This is a genomic window from Escherichia sp. E.sYA108, from assembly GCF_011754335.1.
Taxonomy (GTDB): Bacteria; Pseudomonadota; Gammaproteobacteria; order Enterobacterales; family Enterobacteriaceae; genus Escherichia; species Escherichia coli.
In genome coordinates this window covers 911182-932506 of record NZ_JAAQVZ010000001.1, presented here as the reverse complement: position 1 = coordinate 932506, position 21325 = coordinate 911182, and the positions used below count along the sequence as shown (strand labels likewise).

The window sequence follows — 21325 nt, the reverse complement described above, 5'->3', positions numbered from 1 at the left end:
TTTTATTCTTACTTCAACACATAACCGTACAACCGTTTCATGCCATTCGCATCGGTTTCGCTATAGACACCTTGCAACTCCGGCGAAAATCCCGGCAACAAATTCACGCCTTCTTCCAGCGCAAGGAAATAACGTTGAACCGCCCCACCCCAGACTTCCCCGGGTACCACGCAAAGCACGCCAGGTGGATAAGGCAACGCTCCTTCTGCCGCAATTCGCCCTTCGGCATCACGAATCCGCACCAACTCCACTTCACCGCGAATATAAGCGCTATGCGCATCCTGGGGATTCATCACCACTGACGGGAAACTCTGCTGGCGGAACATCGCTTTTTGTAGGTCTTTGACGTCGAAACTGACATACAGATCGTGCATCTCCTGACACAACTGACGCAGGGTGTAGTCGCGATAGCGCACCGGATATTTGTTATAAACGCTCGGCAACACCTCAGCCAGCGGCGAGTCATCCTCAATATGCTGTTCAAACTGCGCCAGCATCGCCACCAGTTGTGCCAGCTTCTCGTGGCTTTCCGCCGGAGTTAATAAGAACAGAATGGAGTTGAGATCGCACTTCTCCGGCACAATGCCGTTCTCACGCAGATAGTGCGCCAGAATCGTCGCTGGAACGCCAAAATCGCTATATTCGCCGGTTTCGGCATCGATACCCGGCGTGGTGAGTAACAGCTTGCACGGATCAACAAAATACTGATCCGCGGCATATCCTTCAAAGCCGTGCCACTTCGCCCCCGGCTCAAAACTGAAAAAACGGCGGTCGCTGGCTAACACTGACGTCGGATAATCCTGCCACAATTTGCCATCAACAACGGGCGGGATAAACGGGCGGAACAGCTTACAGCGCGCAAGAATAGCCTTGCGCGACTCAATACCCAACTCAACGCACTCAGCCCACAGCCGACGCCCACTCTCCCCTTCATGAATTTTGGCGTTAACGTCCAGGGCGGCGAACAGCGGATAGAACGGGCTGGTAGAAGCATGGAGCATAAAGGCATTATTCAACCGCTTATGCGGGCAAAAACGCGCCTGTCCACGGATATGGTTATCTTTTTTATGGATCTGCGACGTCTGTGAGAATCCCGCCTGCTGTTTGTGCACCGACTGGGTCACAAAGATCCCCGGATCGTTTTCGTTAAGTTCTAACAGCAGCGGCGAGATATCCGCCATCATCGGGTTAAACTGTTCGTAACCGACCCACGCGGAATCAAACAGAATGTAATCACACAGATGCCCAACGGTATCGATCACCTGACGGGCGTTATAGACAGTGCCGTCATAGGTTCCCAGCTGAATAATCGCCAGGCGAAACGGGCGCGGCAGGTCGGCTTTTTCTGGCGCAACGTCGCGAATTTGCTGGCGCAGATACTCTTCATTAAAACAGTGCGCATCAATACCGCCAATGAAACCAAACGGGTTACGTGAAGCTTCCAGATAGACCGGCGTCGCCCCCGCCTGAATCAACGCGCCGTGATGATTCGACTTATGGTTGTTACGGTCGAAGAGCACCAGATCGCCACGCGTTAACAGCGCATTCGTCACCACTTTATTCGCTGCCGATGTGCCGTTCAGCACAAAATAGGTTTTATCGGCATGAAAGACTTTGGCTGCAAATTTCTGCGCATCTTTCGCCGATCCTTCATGAATAAGCAGATCGCCCAATTTTACGTCAGCGTTACACATATCGGCGCGAAAGATGTTCTCGCCAAAGAAATCGTAAAAATGGCGTCCGGCAGGATGCTTTTTAAAGAACGCACCATGTTGATGTCCAGGGCAAGCAAAGGTGCTATTACCCATCTCAACGTACTGCGTCAGCGTGTCATAAAACGGTGGCAGCAAATTCTCTTCATACTGACAGGCTGCGGATTCCAGCTCCAGCCACTGCTGCTCGTTGCCGTTGATTACCGCCGTAACGCCCGCAGGTAATTCAACAGCATGTTCGGAATACAAAAACACCGGTAGATGAAAACCGGTGCGCTTAAGCAACGCAAGAATGCCACTGCGACTATCCGCAACGGTAATGACGACTGCCGCGACGTCCGTAAAATCAGTATCTCCCAACGCCACCACGCGGCGATGAGTAGAAAGTCGGGATACCAGTTCACTACTGGCGGCAATATTCATTGATTTCATAAGCGCAAAACCCGTTTAGGGGAAGTAAGAATACCGGACAAGGTGGAAAACCCTGCCCCATGAGATATGGGTCAAACTGGTCACCAGCTCCGACCACCAGACATCAGTAAAAGCAGAAACGCTCTGATTTTACTGTTGTCCTGCAGTGAGCGTACGTTAACTTCACCGCATGAGCAGTAGCATAAAAAGAGAAGAGTTTCGCGCGAAACGGCGATAAGCGAGAGAATGTAAGGAGGTGGCGTGCATCGGGCAAACTCCGTACAGAGAGGAGAAAATTCGCGCAATCATGGCACCTTTCGCTAAAGCGTGCAAGCCAGGACTTTGCGAACAAACAAGCCATCGATGGCGCCAAAAGTTCATAATAAGAAAATCAAACAATACAGCTAACAGGAACTCTTGTGGTCATCGGCCCTTTTATCAACGCAAGTGCAGTCTTACTGGGTGGCGTTTTCGGCGCACTCCTTAGCCAACGCTTACCGGAACGTATCCGCGTCTCCATGACATCAATTTTTGGTCTGGCATCGCTGGGGATTGGTATTTTACTGGTGGTGAAATGCGCCAACCTTCCGGCGATGGTTTTAGCAACCTTACTCGGAGCATTAATCGGCGAAATTTGTCTGCTGGAAAAAGGCGTCAATACAGTGGTCGCCAAAGCGCATAATCTGTTTCACCACTCGCGTAAGAAGCCAGCGCATGAATCTTTTATTCAGAATTTTGTCGCGATTATTGTCCTGTTTTGCGCCAGCGGCACCGGAATCTTCGGGGCGATGAACGAAGGGATGACCGGCGATCCAAGTATTTTAATCGCCAAGTCATTTCTTGATTTCTTTACGGCGATGATCTTCGCCTGCTCGCTGGGTATTGCGGTGTCGGTGATTAGCATTCCATTACTGATCATCCAGTTAACGCTGGCGTGGGCTGCCGCGCTGATATTACCGCTGACCACACCGTCGATGATGGCAGACTTCAGCGCCGTAGGCGGTTTATTGCTGCTGGCAACCGGATTACGCATCTGTGGCATTAAAATGTTCCCGGTGGTCAACATGCTTCCAGCACTCCTTCTGGCAATGCCGCTTTCCGCCGCCTGGACCGCCTGGTTTGCCTGACAATGCGTGCAATAGCGGCAAAGTGATGATAGATTGTGCAGTCTGCACTAAATTGAAGAAATTTGATTGACGAGACGAGGCGAATCAGGTTTAATGCGCCCCGTTGCCCGGATAGCTCAGTCGGTAGAGCAGGGGATTGAAAATCCCCGTGTCCTTGGTTCGATTCCGAGTCCGGGCACCAAATTCATATAAACGGACCTCCACGGAGGTCCGTTTTTCGTTTCAGGACGCCACGATTTAAGCGTCCTGCCGCCAAATCAATTCTACCGAACTCAACCAGACTCCCCCCACATCAACCCCATTGTGTGGGTATAATTGCGGGTATACCCCAGTTCGACAGAATTTGTACCCTCTTTAACGCATTCAGAAGGCTGAACTATGGCACTGACTGACGCAAAAATCCGGGCTGCAAAGCACACTGACAAGGCTTATAAACTCACTGACGGGGCTGGCATGTTCCTGCTGGTACATCCTAATGGTTCCCGTTACTGGCGTCTCCGTTATCGCATTCTGGGTAAGGAGAAAACTCTGGCACTTGGTGTATACCCGGAGGTTTCTCTCTCCGAAGCTCGTACAAAACGGGATGAGGCCCGAAAACTGATTTCGGAGGGGATTGACCCTTGCGAACAGAAAAGAGCTAAAAAAGTAGTCCCTGATTTACAACTCTCTTTTGAACATATTGCACGACGCTGGCATGCCAGTAATAAACAATGGGCACAATCACACAGCGATAAGGTACTCAAAAGCCTCGAAACACACGTTTTCCCCTTTATCGGCAACCGGAACATCACAACACTCAATACCCCGGACCTGCTTATCCCTGTTCGTGCTGCAGAAGCTAAACAAATTTATGAAATCGCCAGTCGTCTGCAGCAAAGAATATCTGCTGTAATGCGTTATGCCGTACAGTCTGGCATCATCAGATATAATCCTGCTCTGGATATGGCTGGCGCATTGACCTCTGTAAAACGACAGCATCGCCCCGCTCTTGATCTTTCACGTCTGCCTGAACTTCTGTCGCGTATTAACAGTTATAAAGGTCAGCCTGTCACCCGGCTTGCTGTTATGCTGAATTTACTGGTTTTTATTCGCTCCAGTGAACTCAGATATGCCCGCTGGTCTGAAATTGATATTGACAATGCCATGTGGACTATTCCAGCCGAACGCAAACCTCTGCCAGGCGTAAAATTCTCACACCGGGGCTCCAAGATGCGAACACCACATCTTGTGCCACTCAGCCAACAGGCTGTAGCCATACTGGCAGAACTTCAGACATGGGCAGGTGAAAATGGTCTGATCTTTACGGGAGCACACGACCCACGTAAACCAATCAGTGAAAATACCGTAAATAAGGCCCTCAGAGTGATGGGGTATGACACAACCAAGGAAGTCTGTGGCCATGGATTCCGGGCGATGGCGTGCAGTGCATTGATTGAATCCGGCTTATGGTCAAGAGATGCGGTTGAACGTCAGATGAGTCATCAGGAGCGCAACGGAGTACGTGCCGCGTATATTCATAAAGCAGAACATCTGGAAGAACGTCGGCTTATACTGCAATGGTGGGCAGATTTTCTGGATGCAAACAGGGAGGAGTGTATCAGTCCGTTTGAATATGCAAAAGTTAACAATCCACTAAAAAGGTGACTGAACGCCATTTACACACATGCTCTTCCTCTTAAGGGGAAGAGCACCCGCCTCAATCAATTTCTTTTTTATGCCGGCGGAACCATCAGCCAGGCTGAGGTTCTCATTCAATAACTCAACGTCTTACCACAGAACAGAATTCACTGTATTATCATGGGCAACGTTAATCCCGGACAATAAAAGGACACCGATGCCAGGCATCACAATTTTTATAGCCTGCAGGTTATGGTCCATCCTTTTTTACAGGTTCAGAATATGACTGGCAAATTACGCTTTGCAGTGAACGATAACCAGGGCTGTTTCATATTTCCGGAAACCTGGTTTGGCTCGTTGCTGGATGAGTTTGAAGAACTGATTGATGCATACGATGCGGATGAAATCAGCGAAACAAGTTACATCAACAAACTCAGGCGCCTTGCCCGACAGGAGAATGACTTTATTGATGTACACGCTTACCTGGCATACGTATTTCTGGAGCAGAATGCCCCGCGTAAGGCGCTGAATGCAGCCCTTAAAGGGCTGGCAGTTGGCAATCGTCTTATCCCTGAAGGTTTCAGTGGCAGAATCATCTGGATACATCCTGACAACCGACCTTTTCTTCGTGCCCTCTATGCGGCAATCCTGGCAAATGCACATTTACAGCGTCATCAGGATGCCATCATGCTCATTGAAAAAATACTGGATTACAATCCCGAAGATAATCATGGTGCACGCTGGCTACTGGGACCGGAACTGTTACGCACTGGCGCTCATGAACAGGCACGCCATATACTGCAGGAACATGCAGATGAATTTTCACCTTACTGGTATGAACTCGGCCTTCTGCATTTTCTTAATGGGGAACTGGTAAAAGCTGCAACTGCATTTCGTCGCGGCTTTGCGGCAAATACTTACATCGCAGAAATACTGTGCGGAAATCTGCATCCATTTCCACTTGCTGTATGGCATAACTTTTCAGGCGGTCCGGATACTGCCGAAGATTATTATGCCACATACCACCCGTTATGGGGGCAATATCCGGAAGCATTGCTGTTTGTAAACTGGCTCTATAATCATTCCTCTGTGCTGCATGAACGGGCAGAAATCATTAAATGCGCCGAAATGCTGATGCAGGAAGATGATTTCGAAATATGCGAAAGTATTTTAAGACAGCAGGAGAAGTTGCGTGAAAGAATTGATGAGACGCTTTCTGAGAAAATTGTACAGAAATGCAGAAATATGAATGGTGAATATGTCTGGCCCTGGATATTGCCGTTTTCAGCGGCAGGCATGAAACATACTGGCATACAGTATCAGTAGATATTGCATTAGTGTATCCTGCACACAAGTAATAATTTATCCACCAATAATAACACTGTTAATGCCCCCTTCCCCTGGTTGTCAGCCAGGGGGTATCTTCTGAATATTTCTTTTGAAAAGGATAACACAGTAAATTATTTTTATGAATTATCCCATGGACTCATTAACACCCTTTCATGATGCTTTATTGTCAAACACGTTATGGCTGACATCAAAAAAAACCGGATTTCCTCTGCTAGCGGGTAATCACCTTCCCGGTGTTTTCGGTTGGTCTGGTTACTCCTGTCTGGTTATTAGCAAGATAATTGCTATAAACAGTGGAAAACTCATCGTACATAATCTGGTGATGAACATTACGCTTATTTTCCCCTGACCGGAAGAATCAGAGGCTGTGGTTTCAGACTGTCTGCCAGTACATTCCTCTCTCCGTTAAAAACCATAACGGGTTCATTATCTTCGTCTGTCAGCAGATTGAATGGCGGTATATTTTCAGTACGAATGCCGGTCAGCCACTGAAAAATACCTGCGAAATGACGGGCACTGATTTTTCTGCTGACGGACTGATGAGACGTGATGTCACTGGCGGTAATAATCAGGGGAACGCTGTAGCCTCCTTGTATATGGCCATCATGATGAACAGGATTAGCACTATCGCTGACCGACATCCCATAGTCAGAAAAGTAAAGCATGGCGAAATGACGGGAATGCCGGCGAAGGATACCATCAAGCTGACCGAGAAAGTTATCCAGTTTACTGATGCTGGCGAGGTAACAGGCAATTTTTCGGGGATACTGCCCCAGGTAATGATTCGGCCAGGAGTTAAGCCGGTCACACGGATTCGGATGAGAGCCAATCATGTGCAGGAAAATCACCTTCGGAGAGGATTTATCCGCCAGTGCACGTTCTGTTTCCTGTAACAACAACATGTCATCCGTTTTACGGGAAGCGAAGCTGCCTTTCTTGAGGAAAACGGTATGCTCCGCATCAGAAGCAATAACAGAGATGCGTGTGTCATGCTCTCCCAGTTTTCCCTGATTGGATATCCACCATGTGCTGTATCCTGCTTTTGCTGCCAGCGCCACCACGTTGTTGCCGGAATCAGGGTTCTGCTCATAGTCATAAATCAGTGTCCGGCTCAGGGAAGGCACAGTACTGGCTGCTGCCGATGTATAGCCGTCAATAAATAAACCGGGAGCAGTATTCAGCCACGGTGTGGTTGGCACGGGATAGCCATATACCGACATATAATCCCTGCGCACACTCTCACCAGTGACGATAACAATCGTGTCATACAACGGTACACCCGGCAGGATTTTCCAGTTGTCAGCCCCGTGCTGATTCGTAAGCGTCGTCTCAGCACCGTCTGGCAGATCCTGAAATTCCTGAAAGAATAGTGGACACCAAATATGGTGGACGCTATCCATGAAATCATTAACCGCAGTGCGTAAAAAAAGCCCTAATTATCCCGTTGAGTTCAAAATCAAAATGGTTGAACTCTCGCATCGACCAGAGATCTCCGTAGCGCAACTCGCTCGTGAGCATGGGATCAACGATAATTTGCTGTTCAAGTGGCGCCAGTACTGGCGCGAAGGAAAACTACGTCCTCCTTCAACAACAGAAAACAACGTGCCTGAGCTGCTCCCGATAACACTTGATGCCGAAGATGTTGTCCCTACAACCTCCCCCCGGTCACAACCTGTAGCTGCTGCGACACCTGAATCACTCAATATCAGCTGTGAAGTGACGTTCCGGCACGGATCACTCCGTCTGAATGGTGCCATCAGCGAAAATATCCTGAACCTGCTGATACGGGAGCTCAAACGTTGATCCCATTACCATCAGGGACAAAGATCTGGCTGGTCGCTGGCATCACCGATATGAGAAACGGCTTCAACGGCCTGGCGGCAAAGGTGCAGACGACGCTGAAAGACGATCCGATGTCAGGTCACGTTTTTATCTTCCGTGGGCGTAATGGCAGTCAGGTAAAGCTCCTCTGGTCTACCGGCGATGGACTGTGTCTGCTGACCAAACGGCTGGAGCGCGGCCGCTTCGCCTGGCCGTCAGCCCGGGATGGCAAAGTGTTCCTCACACCGGCACAGCTGGCGATGCTGCTGGAAGGTATCGACTGGCGGCAGCCTAAAAGACTGCTTACGTCCCTGACTATGTTGTAAGCCTCTTTATCCTGGTCGACGCTGAATGAGCCTGGTAATATACCCGGTATGAGCAGCTCACTTCCTGACGATATCAATGCACTGAAACGTCTCCTTGCCGAACAGGAGGCGCTGAACCGTGCCCTGCTGGAAAAGCTGAACGAGCGTGAACGCGAAATAGACCATCTGCAGGCACAGCTGGATAAGCTGCGCCGGATGAACGTCGGCAGCTGCTCCGAAAAAGTCTCCCGTCGTATCGCACAGATGGAAGCTGACCTGAAGGCACTTCAGAAAGAAAGTGATACCCTTACCGGTCGGGTTGACGACCCGGCCGTGCAGCGCCCGCTGCGTCAAACCCGCACCCGCAAACCGTTCCCCGAATCACTCCCCCGCGATGAAAAACGGCTGCTGCCGGCAGCGTCATGCTGCCCGGAATGTGGAGGCTCGCTGAGCTATCTGGGTGAGGATGCCGCCTAACAGCTGGAGCTGATGCGCAGCGCCTTCCGGGTTATCCGGACGGTACGTGAAAAGCATGCCTGTACTCAGTGCGATGCCATCGTGCAGGCCCCCGCGCCTTCACGGCCCATCGAGCGGGGTATCGCCGGACCGGGGCTGCTGGCCCGCGTGCTGACCTCGAAGTATGCAGAGCACACCCCGCTGTATCGCCAGTCAGAAATATACGGCCGGCAAGGTGTGGAGCTGAGCCGTTCACTGCTGTCGGGCTGGGTGGATGCATGCTGCCGGCAGCTGTCTCCGCTGGAAGAGGCGCTTCATGGCTATGTGCTGACTGACGGTAAGCTCCATGCTGATGACACGCCTGTCCCGGTGCTGTTGCCAGGCAATAAGAAAACGAAGACCGGGCGGTTATGGACCTGCGTTCGTGACGACCGTAACGCCGGGTCAACGCTGGCGCCGGCGGTGTGGTTCGCTTACAGCCCGGACAGAAAAGGCATCCATCCGCAGACCCATCTTGCGGGGTTCAGTGGTGTACTGCAGGCGGATGCATACGCCGGGTTCAACGAGCTGTACCGGGATGGCCGGATAACGGAAGCCGCCTGTTGGGCTCACGCCCGCCGTAAAATCCACGATGTGCACGTTCGCACCCCGTCAGCCCTGACGGAGGAAGCGCTGAAACGGATCGGCGAACTGTACGCCATCGAGGCAGAGATAAGGGGAATGACGGCGGAGCAGCGCCTTGCCGAACGTCAGTTGAAAACGAAACCGCTGCTGAAATCCCTGGAAAGCTGGCTGCGTGAAAAGATGAAAACCCTGTCGCGACACTCAGAACTGGCGAAAGCGTTCGCATACGCCCTGAACCAGTGGCCGGCGCTGACGTACTATGCAGATGATGGCTGGGCTGAGGCGGACAATAACATCGCTGAAAATGCGTTGCGGATGGTCAGTCTGGGCCGCAAAAACTACCTGTTCTTCGGTTCGGATCATGGAGGAGAGCGGGGAGCGCTGCTGTACAGCCTGATCGGGACGTGCAAACTGAACGGAGTGGAGCCAGAAAGCTACCTCCGCTATGTCCTTGACGTCATAGCCGACTGGCCGATAAACCGGGTCGGCGAACTGCTCCCCTGGCGCGTAGCACTGCCGACTGAATAACACATCCCTGTCAATACGGTTTTTGCTGCACGCTTACCCATGGAACGTAGTACTCACCAATAAATAAGCGTCAATACGGTGCTCCGTTGACGCTTACAGTCGCAGAGGGAATTGCTTGGATAATTCGCCGATGGAAAGAGTCTTTCGCAGCCTGAAAAGTGAATGGCTTCCGAAAGGTGGTTATGGTGATTTTAGCCATGCGGTACGCGATATAAACCAGTGGATTAATGGTTGTTATATTATAACGTTTATCGACCTCACACGAACAACGATGGTTTACCGCCTTGCTTACATGAAGAAAAGTGGAAACAGGTTATCCCGGTGTCCTGATTTTGTGCTCCACTACAGAACTTGTATCCCTTTTACAAAGGCAGATACACATAACCACCCCAAAATATGCCGCCTGATGTTATAATGGAAGAAAAAAACGAAAGCAGGCTCCAGTCGTTGAATCAGTCAACCTGATATCACCACCGTGTAGTACCAGCATCCTGCGTACAATCAGCAATCCCAGTCCTCCCCGGGGCTCTTCTGACGGTTCATGACATAACACTGATGCCCGCCGGAAAAGATGAGTTCGCATATCTTCAGTTAGTCCAGGGCCGCTGTCAGCCACTTCGACGTGCAACCGATTATCTTCCTGCCAGACTTTCAGCCTGATCGAGCCTTCCGGAGGTGTGTGGCGTACAGCATTATCCAGTAAATTTGTTATCACACGCTCTATCATTGAAATATCTGCCCTGATAAGAGGCAGGGAATGTGACATCATAATTCTTAGTTGCAATCGACGGGTTTCTATGCTGAGCTCAAATTTTTGAGCTACATCCTGAATAAGTTCACAGACAGAAAATTGCTCCAGTTGAGGTTTTATAGCACCATGCTCAAGACGTGCCAGCTCAAAAAGCTGACAGGATAGATGCCTCACCTTGTGTCCCTGCCGGAGAGCTGTTGTCAGATATTTATGACAGTCCTCTGATGATAGCGAATCCGACTTCATTGACAGGGTTTCCAGATATCCCAGAAGTGATGTTAATGGCGTCCGTAAATCATGGGAGATATTGGCAATAAATTCACGGCGCTGTTGATCACTTTCTGAAAGTTGATCCCACTGACAGGATATTTTACGGGCCAGTTCAATGAAGGCATTGTGTAATATCTCGACCTCGTTGCTAGGGGGGGTGGCAGGGCGCTGAATTGCCAGTTGTTTAATGGCACTAATACTGTCCTGCTCTATCCCGCTGACATTTTCAGTTAGTTGCTGTATGGGACGGGTTACCCAGTACCAGACCAGCATACCCGACAGCAGACCACATATCACTACCAGAAACAGCGACCAGTACAGTGCATTCCATAGTGCCTTTGTCCAGGCTGCATCAGTAAGAGCATTAAGTTCCTCTCCCTGTAAAATAATATACAGATATCCTTTCAGATCATCCCTCAGGTAAAGCGGTGCGGTACTGAAAACTTTTTTCTTATTTACACTTCGGGGATCATCACCATATACGGGCCAGACAGCACCGGAGAGAAATTTTTTCAAGGGCGCTATATTGATATACCGACGTTTGATATGACCTAGAGGGGCGGCCTCCACAAGCAGCCGACCTTCCGGCGAGACAATATACAGCTCCACACTGGGATTAAGCGTCATCAGACGCTCAAACAGACTCTTTAATGTCCGGTGATTCACCTGCCCACGATTATCCAGCAGAGGCTCCGTGATGACAATCTGTTGCGCCAGCCCTGCAGATAAACGCTGTACCATTGCATTGCCATACAGATTACTGCTGTAAATATGAACGCCACATGTCACTGCTGCGCAAAACAGCAAAACGACTGTAAATACTAGGCTTAACCTCTGGCTTAATGTCAGGCTACAATTCATTTATCGCATTCCTGCATTGTCAACTGAAAACCTATACCCTTTTCCCCAGACGGTCTGGATCATCTTTGGCTCTGCTGCATCCTGTTCAATTTTGGCACGAAGACGGTTGATATGCGTGTTGACTGTATGCTCATATCCTTCATGCTGATACCCCCAGACATTATCCAGCAGTGAAAGACGGGAAAAAACTTCGCCAGGATGACGTGCAAACCAGAGCAGCAGATCAAACTCGCGTGGGGTAAGATCAACCTGTTTATTATGCAAATGAACTTCACGTGAAAATGGATTGATGCACAGATCGTGACAGCAAATCAGTCCACCTGCCAGGAGAATATTTTGCCCCATGGCTTCCTGACGACGAAACAACGCTTTGATGCGGGCAATCAGCTCCGGAATGGAAAAGGGTTTCGGTAGATAGTCATCAGCCCCCATTTCCAGTCCCAGGACGCGGTGGGTTTCGCTGGTACGGGCACTGATGATAATCACAGGCAGATAACGGGTCATCTGACGGATATAACGGCAAATCTCCAGCCCATTAACATTAGGCAGCATAAGATCAAGTATTACGGCATCCCAGGTCTGCTTGTCTAGTAATAAACGAGCTCTGGCGCCATCCGCTTCATGAACTATCTGATACCCTTCATCCTGCAGATTAAGCCGCAACAGAGCTGCAATATCATAATCATCTTCCATCAGCAGTATTTTTTTTACGTTATTCATCAAAAGTTATCCACATATTCTTTATCTGAATTTTACCCCAGCATTTGACGATGAATTATCACATTTTTTTTAAACTCTTGTGAGGATGTGATGAACATTCCTTTCCATAATATACTTAGTTTACAGACAGAGATCACATAATGCAGCCATTACCGTTAAAACAAATACATCCTCTGTGGTTACGCTGTTGCCACCGGATTAATGCTGTTACTGTCGCAGGCATGATATGTAGTGGATGGCGCATTTATAATGCTTCTCCTTTGTTTTCTTTTAACTATCCGGCAGCATTAACTCTCGGTGGCTGGCTTGGTGGTGCGTTACTGTGGCACTTCGCCCTGATGTGGATTCTGCTGATTAATGCCACGATCTATCTTACTCTGGGAATTTGTAGCGGACGTTTCCGGAGCAAGTTTTTCCCGCTGTCATGGACCTCACTGAAAGAATCCCTTACGCAGGCACTGTATGGAAAGCTGCATCATACGAATATGCAGGAATACAATATGGTGCAAAAAGTCGCCTATATTCTGTTATTTTAGATGGCGCTGCTCTGCTATTGTCTGGTCTGGTTTTATGGAAACCCGTTCAGTTTTCCCTTCTGACTATACTATTCGGTGGTTATGATACAGTGCGTTATATCCACTTTCTGTGCATGAACATTATGGTACTGTTTATTATTATTCACCTGGTTATGGTGTTATTGGTTCCGCGTGCATTGTTATCTATGATACGGGGTCACTAATGAAGAAAAAACATTTTTTGTCTGACAGTGATGCCCATTACGTGGTGAAAGATGCAGAAAAAATCCTTGCGCCGGACAGACGTCGTTTACTCCAACAGGGACTGACGCTTGGGGGAATTATGATGCTGACTGGCTGTGATATAAGCAATAATGATGATATTGAAAAAGCATTGTTCCGTATATCCAGATTTAATGACCGGATTCAAAGTTTTCTGTTCAGCAAAAACAGTGTGGCACCAGAATATCTTCCAGAGGACATTACCACTCCATTCCCTTTTAATGCCTTCTATGGAGAAGAAGAGATCCCAGTAATTGATGGCCAGGATTATAAATTGGAAATACGGGGGCTGGTACGTGATAACCGTAACTGGTTTTTGTCTGAATTGTATAACATGCAGCATGTGAGTCAGATAACCCGTCATATCTGTGTTGAAGGATGGAGTGCAATAGGAAAATGGGGAGGGATACCATTCCGGCATTTCCTGACGCTGATTGGTGCCGATATGCGGGCAAAATACGTCAGTTTTCGTTGCGTCGATGGTTACTACACCAGTATTGATATGGCGACAGCACTACATTCACAAACATTGCTGACATTGACATGGAATAACAGGGTATTGCCAAAAGAATATGGCTATCCCATAAAGATACGTATCCCTACTAAGCTGGGATATAAAAACCCCAAGCATGTTCAGGTTATAGAGGTCACTAATCATTTTCCGGGGGGGTACTGGGAAGACTAGGGTTATAACTGGTTTGGTGGTTGTTGATACAATTGTTAAAAATGAGGAGGAACCATGAAAAATATTATTTCTGTAACTGTACTATCCGCGCTGTTCATGTTCAATGCTCAGGCTGCAGACACAATGGATAAAACACATGAAGTAAAAGGCAGCATGTCCAGCGCGCATGATAAAATGTGCAAGGATGGTATGTGCAAAAATGCAATGGATAAAGAGAAAATGGAGAAAGAACACATGAGCAAAACGGATGGGATGAAAAATGACCACATGGGTAAAAAAGACAATATGTCTCAATAAGTTGAGAACTTAAAATTACGTTACGATAAAACATCATATTCTGTCGTTTTTCAGATAAATAGCTCATTATGGCAATGTCAGGCTCTGTATCGGAAATGACATTGCCTTTACTGTGTATTCGTAAGCATCATTTCTGCGCAGTCTGGCAGATCCTGAAATCCTTATGAAACAAAGTATAGTGAGTGAAATCATAAAACCGACTGACTGGTTAACTGGTCTGATTTGTTTCAGTCAGTTTTCGTTAAAATTCTCCATGTTATAAATTTAATAACCTGAAAATTATTACCGCGCTAATTAAATGTATTTCTTTTTGTTATTTTTTTTCTGGAGTTTTATACTGATTTAAGTAATATATTTCAAATAAACTCGTTTTTACTATGTCTTATGGTGTAATGCGCTAACCTGTTTCGATACGGTAATAGATATACCCACCATATTGAACATTTGTAGATCATTATTCTATAGTGCTCAGAGTTAAAATCGTCTCTGGTTGAATTGATTTGTTACACAGGATTCTGGTCCCGGTTGATACGGGTAATTTCCGGAAGGGCGGTAGCATGCTTATTCAAAATACAATATGAGACACGGTCGAAGTCGGATGGAATTAAATCATGGCTACAGCATTTTTGTGTGTATGATATAATTTTGCCTCATATTTTAGAGTATACTTGCGCACCCGCCAATAGAGTCGCCTTCTTTTGCGTGCTGGGATCGTACTGTATGAGATACACTTTGAATCATTATCCGAAGTCAGAAGAAGCGCATTGACTGGTATGACCTGATTAATTCAACCCCTTATCTGACAGGGGTAGAAAAAGAAGAGAGGTTCACATGACAACTCACAGGTCATCATTCGGCAGCTGATTGGTACTGGGTAAGGAAGTTATATATATAAGCAACTATACATCTTAGATGTATGATAAAGAAAAAGATAACAGTTCTTTAGAATGTGCATATTGAAGAGAATACAATAGCATGGTTTATATAAATTACGCATAAAAATAAGCATATGTAAGCATTTTGGTTTGCTTTTTTTTACCTGCCACCGCAATGAATGCTTTTTTTATGTTAATGTGCGTTATGAAACTAAATGCAAGAAACATATTTAAAGGATTAATATCGTTCTCTCACAGACTCCGTTTACTTATTCAAGAATATAATTTAATTTATAGTGAGCTTATTATGAATATGAACAATCCATTAGAGGTTCTTGGGCATGTATCCTGGCTCTGGGCCAGTTCCCCATTACACAGAAACTGGCCAGTCTCTTTGTTTGCAATAAATGTATTACCTGCAATACGGGCTAACCAATATGCTTTATTAACCCGGGATAATTACCCTGTTGCATATTGTAGTTGGGCTAATTTAAGTTTAGAAAATGAAATTAAATATCTTAATGATGTTACCTCATTAGTCGCAGAAGACTGGACTTCAGGTGATCGTAAATGGTTCATTGACTGGATTGCTCCTTTCGGGGATAACGGTGCCCTGTACAAATATATGCGAAAAAAATTCCCTGATGAACTATTCCGAGCCATCAGGGTGGATCCCAAAACTCATGTTGGTAAAGTATCAGAATTTCACGGAGGTAAAATTGATAAACAGTTAGCGAATAAAATTTTTAAACAATATTACCACGAGTTAATAACTGAAGTAAAAAACAAGACAGATTTCAATTTTTCATTAACAGGTTAAGAGATAATTAAATGCCAACAATAACCACTGCACAAATTAAAAGCACACTACAGTCTGCAAAGCAATCCTCTGCAAATAAATTGCACTCAGCAGGACAAAGCACGAAAGATGCATTAAAAAAAGCAGCAGAGCAAACCCGCAATGCGGGAAACAGACTCATTTTACTTATCCCTAAAGATTATAAAGGACAGGGTTCAAGCCTTAATGACCTTGTCAGGACGGCAGATGAACTGGGAATTGAAGTCCAGTATGATGAAAAGAATGGCACGGCGATTACTAAACAGGTATTCGGCACAGCAGAGAAACTCATTGGCCTCACCGAACGGGGAGTGACTATCTTTGCACCACAATTAGACAAATTACTGCAAAAGTATCAAAAAGCGGGTAATAAATTAGGCGGCAGTGCTGAAAATATAGGTGATAACTTAGGAAAGGCAGGCAGTGTACTGTCAACGTTTCAAAATTTTCTGGGTACTGCACTTTCCTCAATGAAAATAGACGAACTGATAAAGAGACAAAAATCTGGTAGCAATGTCAGTTCTTCTGAACTGGCAAAAGCGAGTATTGAGCTAATCAACCAACTCGTGGACACAGCTGCCAGCATTAATAATAATGTTAACTCATTTTCTCAACAACTCAATAAGCTGGGAAGTGTATTATCCAATACAAAGCACCTGAACGGTGTTGGTAATAAGTTACAGAATTTACCTAACCTTGATAATATCGGTGCAGGGTTAGATACTGTATCGGGTATTTTATCTGCGATTTCAGCAAGCTTCATTCTGAGCAATGCAGATGCAGATACCGGAACTAAAGCTGCAGCAGGTGTTGAATTAACAACGAAAGTACTGGGTAATGTTGGAAAAGGTATTTCTCAATATATTATCGCACAGCGCGCTGCACAGGGATTATCTACATCTGCTGCTGCTGCCGGTTTAATTGCTTCTGTAGTGACATTAGCAATTAGTCCCCTCTCATTCCTGTCCATTGCCGATAAGTTTAAACGTGCCAATAAAATAGAGGAGTATTCACAACGATTCAAAAAACTTGGATACGATGGTGACAGTTTACTTGCTGCTTTTCACAAAGAAACAGGAGCTATTGATGCATCGTTAACAACGATAAGCACTGTTCTGGCTTCAGTATCTTCAGGTATTAGTGCTGCTGCAACGACATCTCTGGTTGGTGCACCGGTAAGCGCGCTGGTAGGGGCTGTTACGGGGATAATTTCAGGCATCCTTGAGGCTTCAAAACAGGCAATGTTTGAACATGTCGCCAGTAAAATGGCCGATGTTATTGCTGAATGGGAGAAAAAACACGGCAAAAATTACTTTGAAAATGGATATGATGCCCGCCATGCTGCATTTTTAGAAGATAACTTTAAAATATTATCTCAGTATAATAAAGAGTATTCTGTTGAAAGATCAGTCCTCATTACCCAGCAACATTGGGATACGCTGATAGGTGAGTTAGCGGGTGTCACCAGAAATGGAGACAAAACACTCAGTGGTAAAAGTTATATTGACTATTATGAAGAAGGAAAACGTCTGGAGAAAAAACCGGATGAATTCCAGAAGCAAGTCTTTGACCCATTGAAAGGAAATATTGACCTTTCTGACAGCAAATCTTCTACGTTATTGAAATTTGTTACGCCATTGTTAACTCCCGGTGAGGAAATTCGTGAAAGGAGGCAGTCCGGAAAATATGAATATATTACCGAGTTATTAGTCAAGGGTGTTGATAAATGGACGGTGAAGGGGGTTCAGGACAAGGGGTCTGTATATGATTACTCTAACCTGATTCAGCATGCATCAGTCGGTAATAACCAGTATCGGGAAATTCGTATTGAGTCACACCTGGGAGACGGGGATGATAAGGTCTTTTTATCTGCCGGCTCAGCCAATATCTACGCAGGTAAAGGACATGATGTTGTTTATTATGATAAAACAGACACCGGTTATCTGACCATTGATGGCACAAAAGCAACCGAAGCGGGTAATTACACGGTAACACGTGTACTTGGTGGTGATGTTAAGATTTTACAGGAAGTTGTGAAGGAGCAGGAGGTTTCAGTTGGAAAAAGAACTGAAAAAACGCAATATCGGAGTTATGAATTCACTCATATCAATGGTAAAAATTTAACAGAGACTGATAACTTATATTCCGTGGAAGAACTTATTGGGACCACGCGTGCCGACAAGTTTTTTGGCAGTAAATTTACTGATATCTTCCATGGCGCGGATGGTGATGACCATATAGAAGGAAATGATGGGAATGACCGCTTATATGGTGATAAAGGTAATGATACGCTGAGGGGCGGAAACGGGGATGACCAGCTCTATGGCGGTGATGGCAATGATAAGTTAATTGGGGGGACAGGTAATAATTACCTTAACGGCGGTGACGGAGATGATGAGCTTCAGGTTCAGGGGAATTCTCTTGCTAAAAATGTATTATCCGGTGGAAAAGGTAATGACAAGTTGTACGGCAGTGAGGGAGCAGATCTGCTTGATGGCGGAGAAGGGAATGATCTTCTGAAAGGTGGATATGGTAATGATATTTATCGTTATCTTTCAGGATATGGCCATCATATTATTGACGATGATGGGGGGAAAGACGATAAACTCAGTTTGGCTGATATTGATTTCCGGGATGTGGCCTTCAGGCGAGAAGATAATGACCTCATCATGTATAAAGCTGAAGGTAATGTTCTTTCCATTGGTCATAAAAATGGTATTACATTCAGGAACTGGTTTGAAAAAGAGTCAGGTGATATCTCTAATCACCAGATAGAGCAGATTTTTGATAAAGACGGCAGGGTAATCACACCAGATTCCCTTAAAAAGGCACTTGAGTATCAACAGAGTAATAATAAGGCAAGTTATGTGTATGGGAATGATGCATTAGCCTATGGAAGTCAGGATAATCTTAATCCATTAATTAATGAAATCAGCAAAATCATTTCAGCTGCAGGTAATTTTGATGTTAAAGAGGAAAGAGCTGCAGCTTCTTTATTGCAGTTGTCCGGTAATGCCAGTGATTTTTCATATGGACGGAACTCAATAACTTTGACAGCATCAGCATAATTTATTAATTTAAATAATAGCAATCTTACTGGGCTGTGCCACATAAGATTGCTATTTTTTTGGAGTCATAATGGATTCTTGTCATAAAATTGATTATGGGTTATACGCCCTGGAGATTTTAGCCCAATACCATAACGTCTCTGTTAACCCGGAAGAAATTAAACATAGATTTGACACAGACGGGACTGGTCTGGGATTAACGTCATGGTTGCTTGCTGCGAAATCTTTAGAACTAAAGGTAAAACAGGTAAAAAAAACAATTGACCGATTAAACTTTATTTCTTTGCCCGCATTAGTCTGGAGAGAGGATGGACGTCATTTTATTCTGACTAAAGTCAGTAAAGAAGCAAACAGATATCTTATTTTTGATCTGGAGCAACGAAATCCCCGTGTTCTCGAACAGTCTGAGTTTGAGGCGTTATATCAGGGGCATATTATTCTTATTGCTTCCCGTTCTTCTGTTACCGGGAAACTGGCAAAATTTGACTTTACCTGGTTTATCCCTGCCATTATAAAATACAGAAAAATATTTATTGAAACCCTTGTTGTATCTGTTTTTTTACAATTATTTGCATTAATAACCCCCCTTTTTTTTCAGGTGGTTATGGACAAAGTATTAGTACACAGGGGGTTTTCAACCCTTAATGTTATTACTGTCGCATTATCTGTTGTGGTGGTGTTTGAGATTATACTCAGCGGTTTAAGAACTTACATTTTTGCACATAGTACAAGTCGGATTGATGTTGAGTTGGGTGCCAAACTCTTCCGGCATTTACTGGCGCTACCGATCTCTTATTTTGAGAGTCGTCGTGTTGGTGATACTGTTGCCAGGGTAAGAGAATTAGACCAGATCCGTAATTTTCTGACAGGACAGGCATTAACATCTGTTCTGGACTTATTATTTTCATTCATATTTTTTGCGGTAATGTGGTATTACAGCCCAAAGCTTACTCTGGTGATCTTATTTTCGCTGCCCTGTTATGCTGCATGGTCTGTTTTTATTAGCCCCATTTTGCGACGTCGCCTTGATGATAAGTTTTCACGGAATGCGGATAATCAATCTTTCCTGGTGGAATCAGTCACGGCGATTAACACTATAAAAGCTATGGCAGTCTCACCTCAGATGACGAACATATGGGACAAACAATTGGCAGGATATGTTGCTGCAGGCTTTAAAGTGACAGTATTAGCCACCATTGGTCAACAAGGAATACAGTTAATACAAAAGACTGTTATGATCATCAACCTGTGGTTGGGAGCACACCTGGTTATTTCCGGGGATTTAAGTATTGGTCAGTTAATTGCTTTTAATATGCTTGCTGGTCAGATTGTTGCACCGGTTATTCGCCTTGCACAAATCTGGCAGGATTTCCAGCAGGTTGGTATATCAGTTACCCGCCTTGGTGATGTGCTTAACTCTCCAACTGAAAGTTATCATGGGAAACTGGCATTACCGGAAATTAATGGTAATATCACTTTTCGTAATATCCGGTTTCGCTATAAGCCTGACTCTCCGGTTATTTTAGATAATATCAATCTCAGTATTAAGCAGGGGGAGGTTATTGGTATTGTCGGACGTTCTGGTTCAGGAAAAAGCACATTAACTAAATTAATTCAACGTTTTTATATTCCTGAAAATGGCCAGGTCTTAATTGATGGACATGATCTTGCGTTGGCCGATCCTAACTGGTTACGTCGTCAGGTGGGGGTTGTGTTGCAGGACAATGTGCTGCTTAATCGCAGTATTATTGATAATATCTCACTGGCTAATCCTGGTATGTCCGTCGAAAAAGTTATTTATGCAGCGAAATTAGCAGGCGCTCATGATTTTATTTCTGAATTGCGTGAGGGGTATAACACCATTGTCGGGGAACAGGGGGCAGGATTATCCGGAGGTCAACGTCAACGCATCGCAATTGCAAGGGCGCTGGTGAACAACCCTAAAATACTTATTTTTGATGAAGCAACCAGTGCTCTGGATTATGAGTCGGAGCATATCATCATGCGCAATATGCACAAAATATGTAAGGGCAGAACGGTTATAATCATTGCTCATCGTCTGTCTACAGTAAAAAATGCAGACCGCATTATTGTCATGGAAAAAGGGAAAATTGTTGAACAGGGTAAACATAAGGAACTGCTTTCTGAACCGGAAAGTTTATACAGTTACTTATATCAGTTACAGTCAGACTAACAGAAAGAACAGAAGAAT

General features: G+C 45.7%; 15 protein-coding genes, 1 tRNA gene and 4 pseudogenes. 15 read left to right on the top strand and 5 right to left on the bottom strand.

The annotated features are described in order from the left end of the window. Nucleotides 1-8 precede the first annotated feature (8 nt). The gene (gene speC / locus HBM92_RS04490) at nucleotides 9-2144 is read right to left on the bottom strand and encodes an ornithine decarboxylase (protein ID WP_000839820.1); all 2136 of its coding nucleotides are present in this window, start codon (nucleotides 2142-2144) and stop codon (nucleotides 9-11) included. Between the two features lie 162 nt (nucleotides 2145-2306). Next, complete coding sequence (locus tag HBM92_RS25240) at nucleotides 2307-2390, bottom strand: hypothetical protein (protein WP_212734243.1); 84 nt, start codon at nucleotides 2388-2390, stop codon at nucleotides 2307-2309. A gap of 152 nt (nucleotides 2391-2542) precedes the next feature. Between HBM92_RS25240 and HBM92_RS04485 the strand changes: the two genes are divergently transcribed. From HBM92_RS04485 to HBM92_RS25655, 5 genes are all read left to right on the top strand, one after another. Further along, nucleotides 2543-3250 (top strand): DUF554 domain-containing protein, encoded by a 708-nt coding sequence (locus tag HBM92_RS04485; protein WP_000234491.1) that lies wholly within the window; start codon nucleotides 2543-2545, stop codon nucleotides 3248-3250. A 105-nt stretch (nucleotides 3251-3355) separates the two neighbouring features. Beyond that, nucleotides 3356-3431, top strand: a tRNA-Phe gene (locus HBM92_RS04480). Between the two features lie 197 nt (nucleotides 3432-3628). Then, a complete protein-coding gene (locus tag HBM92_RS04475) occupies nucleotides 3629-4894 on the top strand; it encodes a tyrosine-type recombinase/integrase (protein WP_001218754.1) in 1266 nt (421 codons plus the stop codon). A gap of 255 nt (nucleotides 4895-5149) precedes the next feature. Continuing rightward, nucleotides 5150-6193: a hypothetical protein gene (locus HBM92_RS04470; RefSeq protein WP_000147014.1), complete on the top strand. Its 1044-nt coding sequence runs from the start codon at nucleotides 5150-5152 to the stop codon at nucleotides 6191-6193. 142 nt (nucleotides 6194-6335) lie between these two features. Beyond that, nucleotides 6336-6566 (top strand): hypothetical protein, encoded by a 231-nt coding sequence (locus HBM92_RS25655; protein WP_071526271.1) that lies wholly within the window; start codon nucleotides 6336-6338, stop codon nucleotides 6564-6566. Here the strand turns inward: HBM92_RS25655 and HBM92_RS04465 are convergent. Then, a pseudogene (locus tag HBM92_RS04465) lies at nucleotides 6553-7533 on the bottom strand (phosphoethanolamine transferase); the annotation flags it as partial. The gene HBM92_RS25655 and the pseudogene HBM92_RS04465 sit on opposite strands and share 14 nt — an antisense overlap. An 82-nt stretch (nucleotides 7534-7615) precedes the next feature. Here HBM92_RS04465 and tnpA point away from each other — a divergent pair. The 4 genes and pseudogenes from tnpA to HBM92_RS04445 form a co-directional block, all read left to right on the top strand. Next, a complete protein-coding gene (gene tnpA, locus HBM92_RS04460; RefSeq protein WP_000839179.1) occupies nucleotides 7616-8020 on the top strand; it encodes an IS66-like element accessory protein TnpA in 405 nt (134 codons plus the stop codon). Further along, a complete protein-coding gene (tnpB, locus tag HBM92_RS04455) occupies nucleotides 8017-8364 on the top strand; it encodes an IS66 family insertion sequence element accessory protein TnpB (protein ID WP_000612626.1) in 348 nt (115 codons plus the stop codon). The genes tnpA and tnpB overlap by 4 nt, the downstream gene beginning before the upstream one ends. Before the next feature lie 48 nt (nucleotides 8365-8412). Then, nucleotides 8413-9951, top strand: a pseudogene (locus tag HBM92_RS04450) (IS66-like element ISEc22 family transposase). A gap of 97 nt (nucleotides 9952-10048) precedes the next feature. Then, a pseudogene (locus HBM92_RS04445) lies at nucleotides 10049-10281 on the top strand (integrase core domain-containing protein); the annotation flags it as partial. Nucleotides 10282-10360: 79 nt separating this feature from the next. Here HBM92_RS04445 and HBM92_RS04440 read toward each other — a convergent pair. Next, nucleotides 10361-11833 (bottom strand): sensor histidine kinase, encoded by a 1473-nt coding sequence (locus HBM92_RS04440; RefSeq protein WP_000995840.1) that lies wholly within the window; start codon nucleotides 11831-11833, stop codon nucleotides 10361-10363. After that, the gene (locus HBM92_RS04435; protein ID WP_001066996.1) at nucleotides 11834-12553 is read right to left on the bottom strand and encodes a response regulator transcription factor; all 720 of its coding nucleotides are present in this window, start codon (nucleotides 12551-12553) and stop codon (nucleotides 11834-11836) included. It abuts the gene before it with no gap. A gap of 140 nt (nucleotides 12554-12693) precedes the next feature. Between HBM92_RS04435 and HBM92_RS04430 the strand changes: the two are divergent. The 6 genes and pseudogenes from HBM92_RS04430 to HBM92_RS04405 all read left to right on the top strand — a co-directional run bounded on the left by HBM92_RS04430 (nucleotide 12694) and on the right by HBM92_RS04405 (nucleotide 21307). Then, nucleotides 12694-13292 (top strand): annotated as a pseudogene (locus HBM92_RS04430) (cytochrome b/b6 domain-containing protein). Then, entirely contained in the window at nucleotides 13292-14035 is a 744-nt protein-coding gene (locus HBM92_RS04425; protein WP_000726551.1) for a molybdopterin-dependent oxidoreductase, read from the top strand. Before HBM92_RS04430 ends, HBM92_RS04425 begins: the two are co-directional and overlap by 1 nt. A gap of 54 nt (nucleotides 14036-14089) precedes the next feature. Further along, nucleotides 14090-14332: a hypothetical protein gene (locus HBM92_RS04420; protein WP_000789528.1), complete on the top strand. Its 243-nt coding sequence runs from the start codon at nucleotides 14090-14092 to the stop codon at nucleotides 14330-14332. Between the two features lie 1182 nt (nucleotides 14333-15514). After that, nucleotides 15515-16027, top strand: coding sequence for an alpha-hemolysin-activating lysine-acyltransferase HlyC (gene hlyC, locus HBM92_RS04415; protein WP_001546261.1), 513 nt, complete (start codon nucleotides 15515-15517; stop codon nucleotides 16025-16027). Nucleotides 16028-16038: 11 nt separating this feature from the next. Continuing rightward, entirely contained in the window at nucleotides 16039-19113 is a 3075-nt protein-coding gene (hlyA, locus tag HBM92_RS04410) for an RTX toxin hemolysin HlyA (RefSeq protein ID WP_001142374.1), read from the top strand. Nucleotides 19114-19183: 70 nt separating this feature from the next. Next, nucleotides 19184-21307, top strand: a complete 2124-nt coding sequence (locus HBM92_RS04405; RefSeq protein WP_000376545.1) for a type I secretion system permease/ATPase — start codon at nucleotides 19184-19186, stop codon at nucleotides 21305-21307. Nucleotides 21308-21325 lie beyond the last annotated feature (18 nt).

What these genes read in the sequence shown, in the direction of transcription:
- speC (WP_000839820.1), bottom strand. Translation starts at nt 2,144, where the DNA reads ATGAAATCAATGAATATTGCCGCCAGTAGTGAACTGGTATCCCGACTT.
- HBM92_RS25240 (WP_212734243.1), bottom strand. Translation starts at nt 2,390, where the DNA reads ATGCACGCCACCTCCTTACATTCTCTCGCTTATCGCCGTTTCGCGCGA.
- HBM92_RS04475 (WP_001218754.1), top strand. Translation starts at nt 3,629, where the DNA reads ATGGCACTGACTGACGCAAAAATCCGGGCTGCAAAGCACACTGACAAG.
- HBM92_RS04470 (WP_000147014.1), top strand. Translation starts at nt 5,150, where the DNA reads ATGACTGGCAAATTACGCTTTGCAGTGAACGATAACCAGGGCTGTTTC.
- HBM92_RS25655 (WP_071526271.1), top strand. Translation starts at nt 6,336, where the DNA reads ATGAATTATCCCATGGACTCATTAACACCCTTTCATGATGCTTTATTG.
- tnpA (WP_000839179.1), top strand. Translation starts at nt 7,616, where the DNA reads ATGAAATCATTAACCGCAGTGCGTAAAAAAAGCCCTAATTATCCCGTT.
- HBM92_RS04440 (WP_000995840.1), bottom strand. Translation starts at nt 11,833, where the DNA reads ATGAATTGTAGCCTGACATTAAGCCAGAGGTTAAGCCTAGTATTTACA.
- HBM92_RS04435 (WP_001066996.1), bottom strand. Translation starts at nt 12,553, where the DNA reads ATGAATAACGTAAAAAAAATACTGCTGATGGAAGATGATTATGATATT.
- HBM92_RS04425 (WP_000726551.1), top strand. Translation starts at nt 13,292, where the DNA reads ATGAAGAAAAAACATTTTTTGTCTGACAGTGATGCCCATTACGTGGTG.
- HBM92_RS04420 (WP_000789528.1), top strand. Translation starts at nt 14,090, where the DNA reads ATGAAAAATATTATTTCTGTAACTGTACTATCCGCGCTGTTCATGTTC.
- hlyC (WP_001546261.1), top strand. Translation starts at nt 15,515, where the DNA reads ATGAATATGAACAATCCATTAGAGGTTCTTGGGCATGTATCCTGGCTC.
- hlyA (WP_001142374.1), top strand. Translation starts at nt 16,039, where the DNA reads ATGCCAACAATAACCACTGCACAAATTAAAAGCACACTACAGTCTGCA.
- HBM92_RS04405 (WP_000376545.1), top strand. Translation starts at nt 19,184, where the DNA reads ATGGATTCTTGTCATAAAATTGATTATGGGTTATACGCCCTGGAGATT.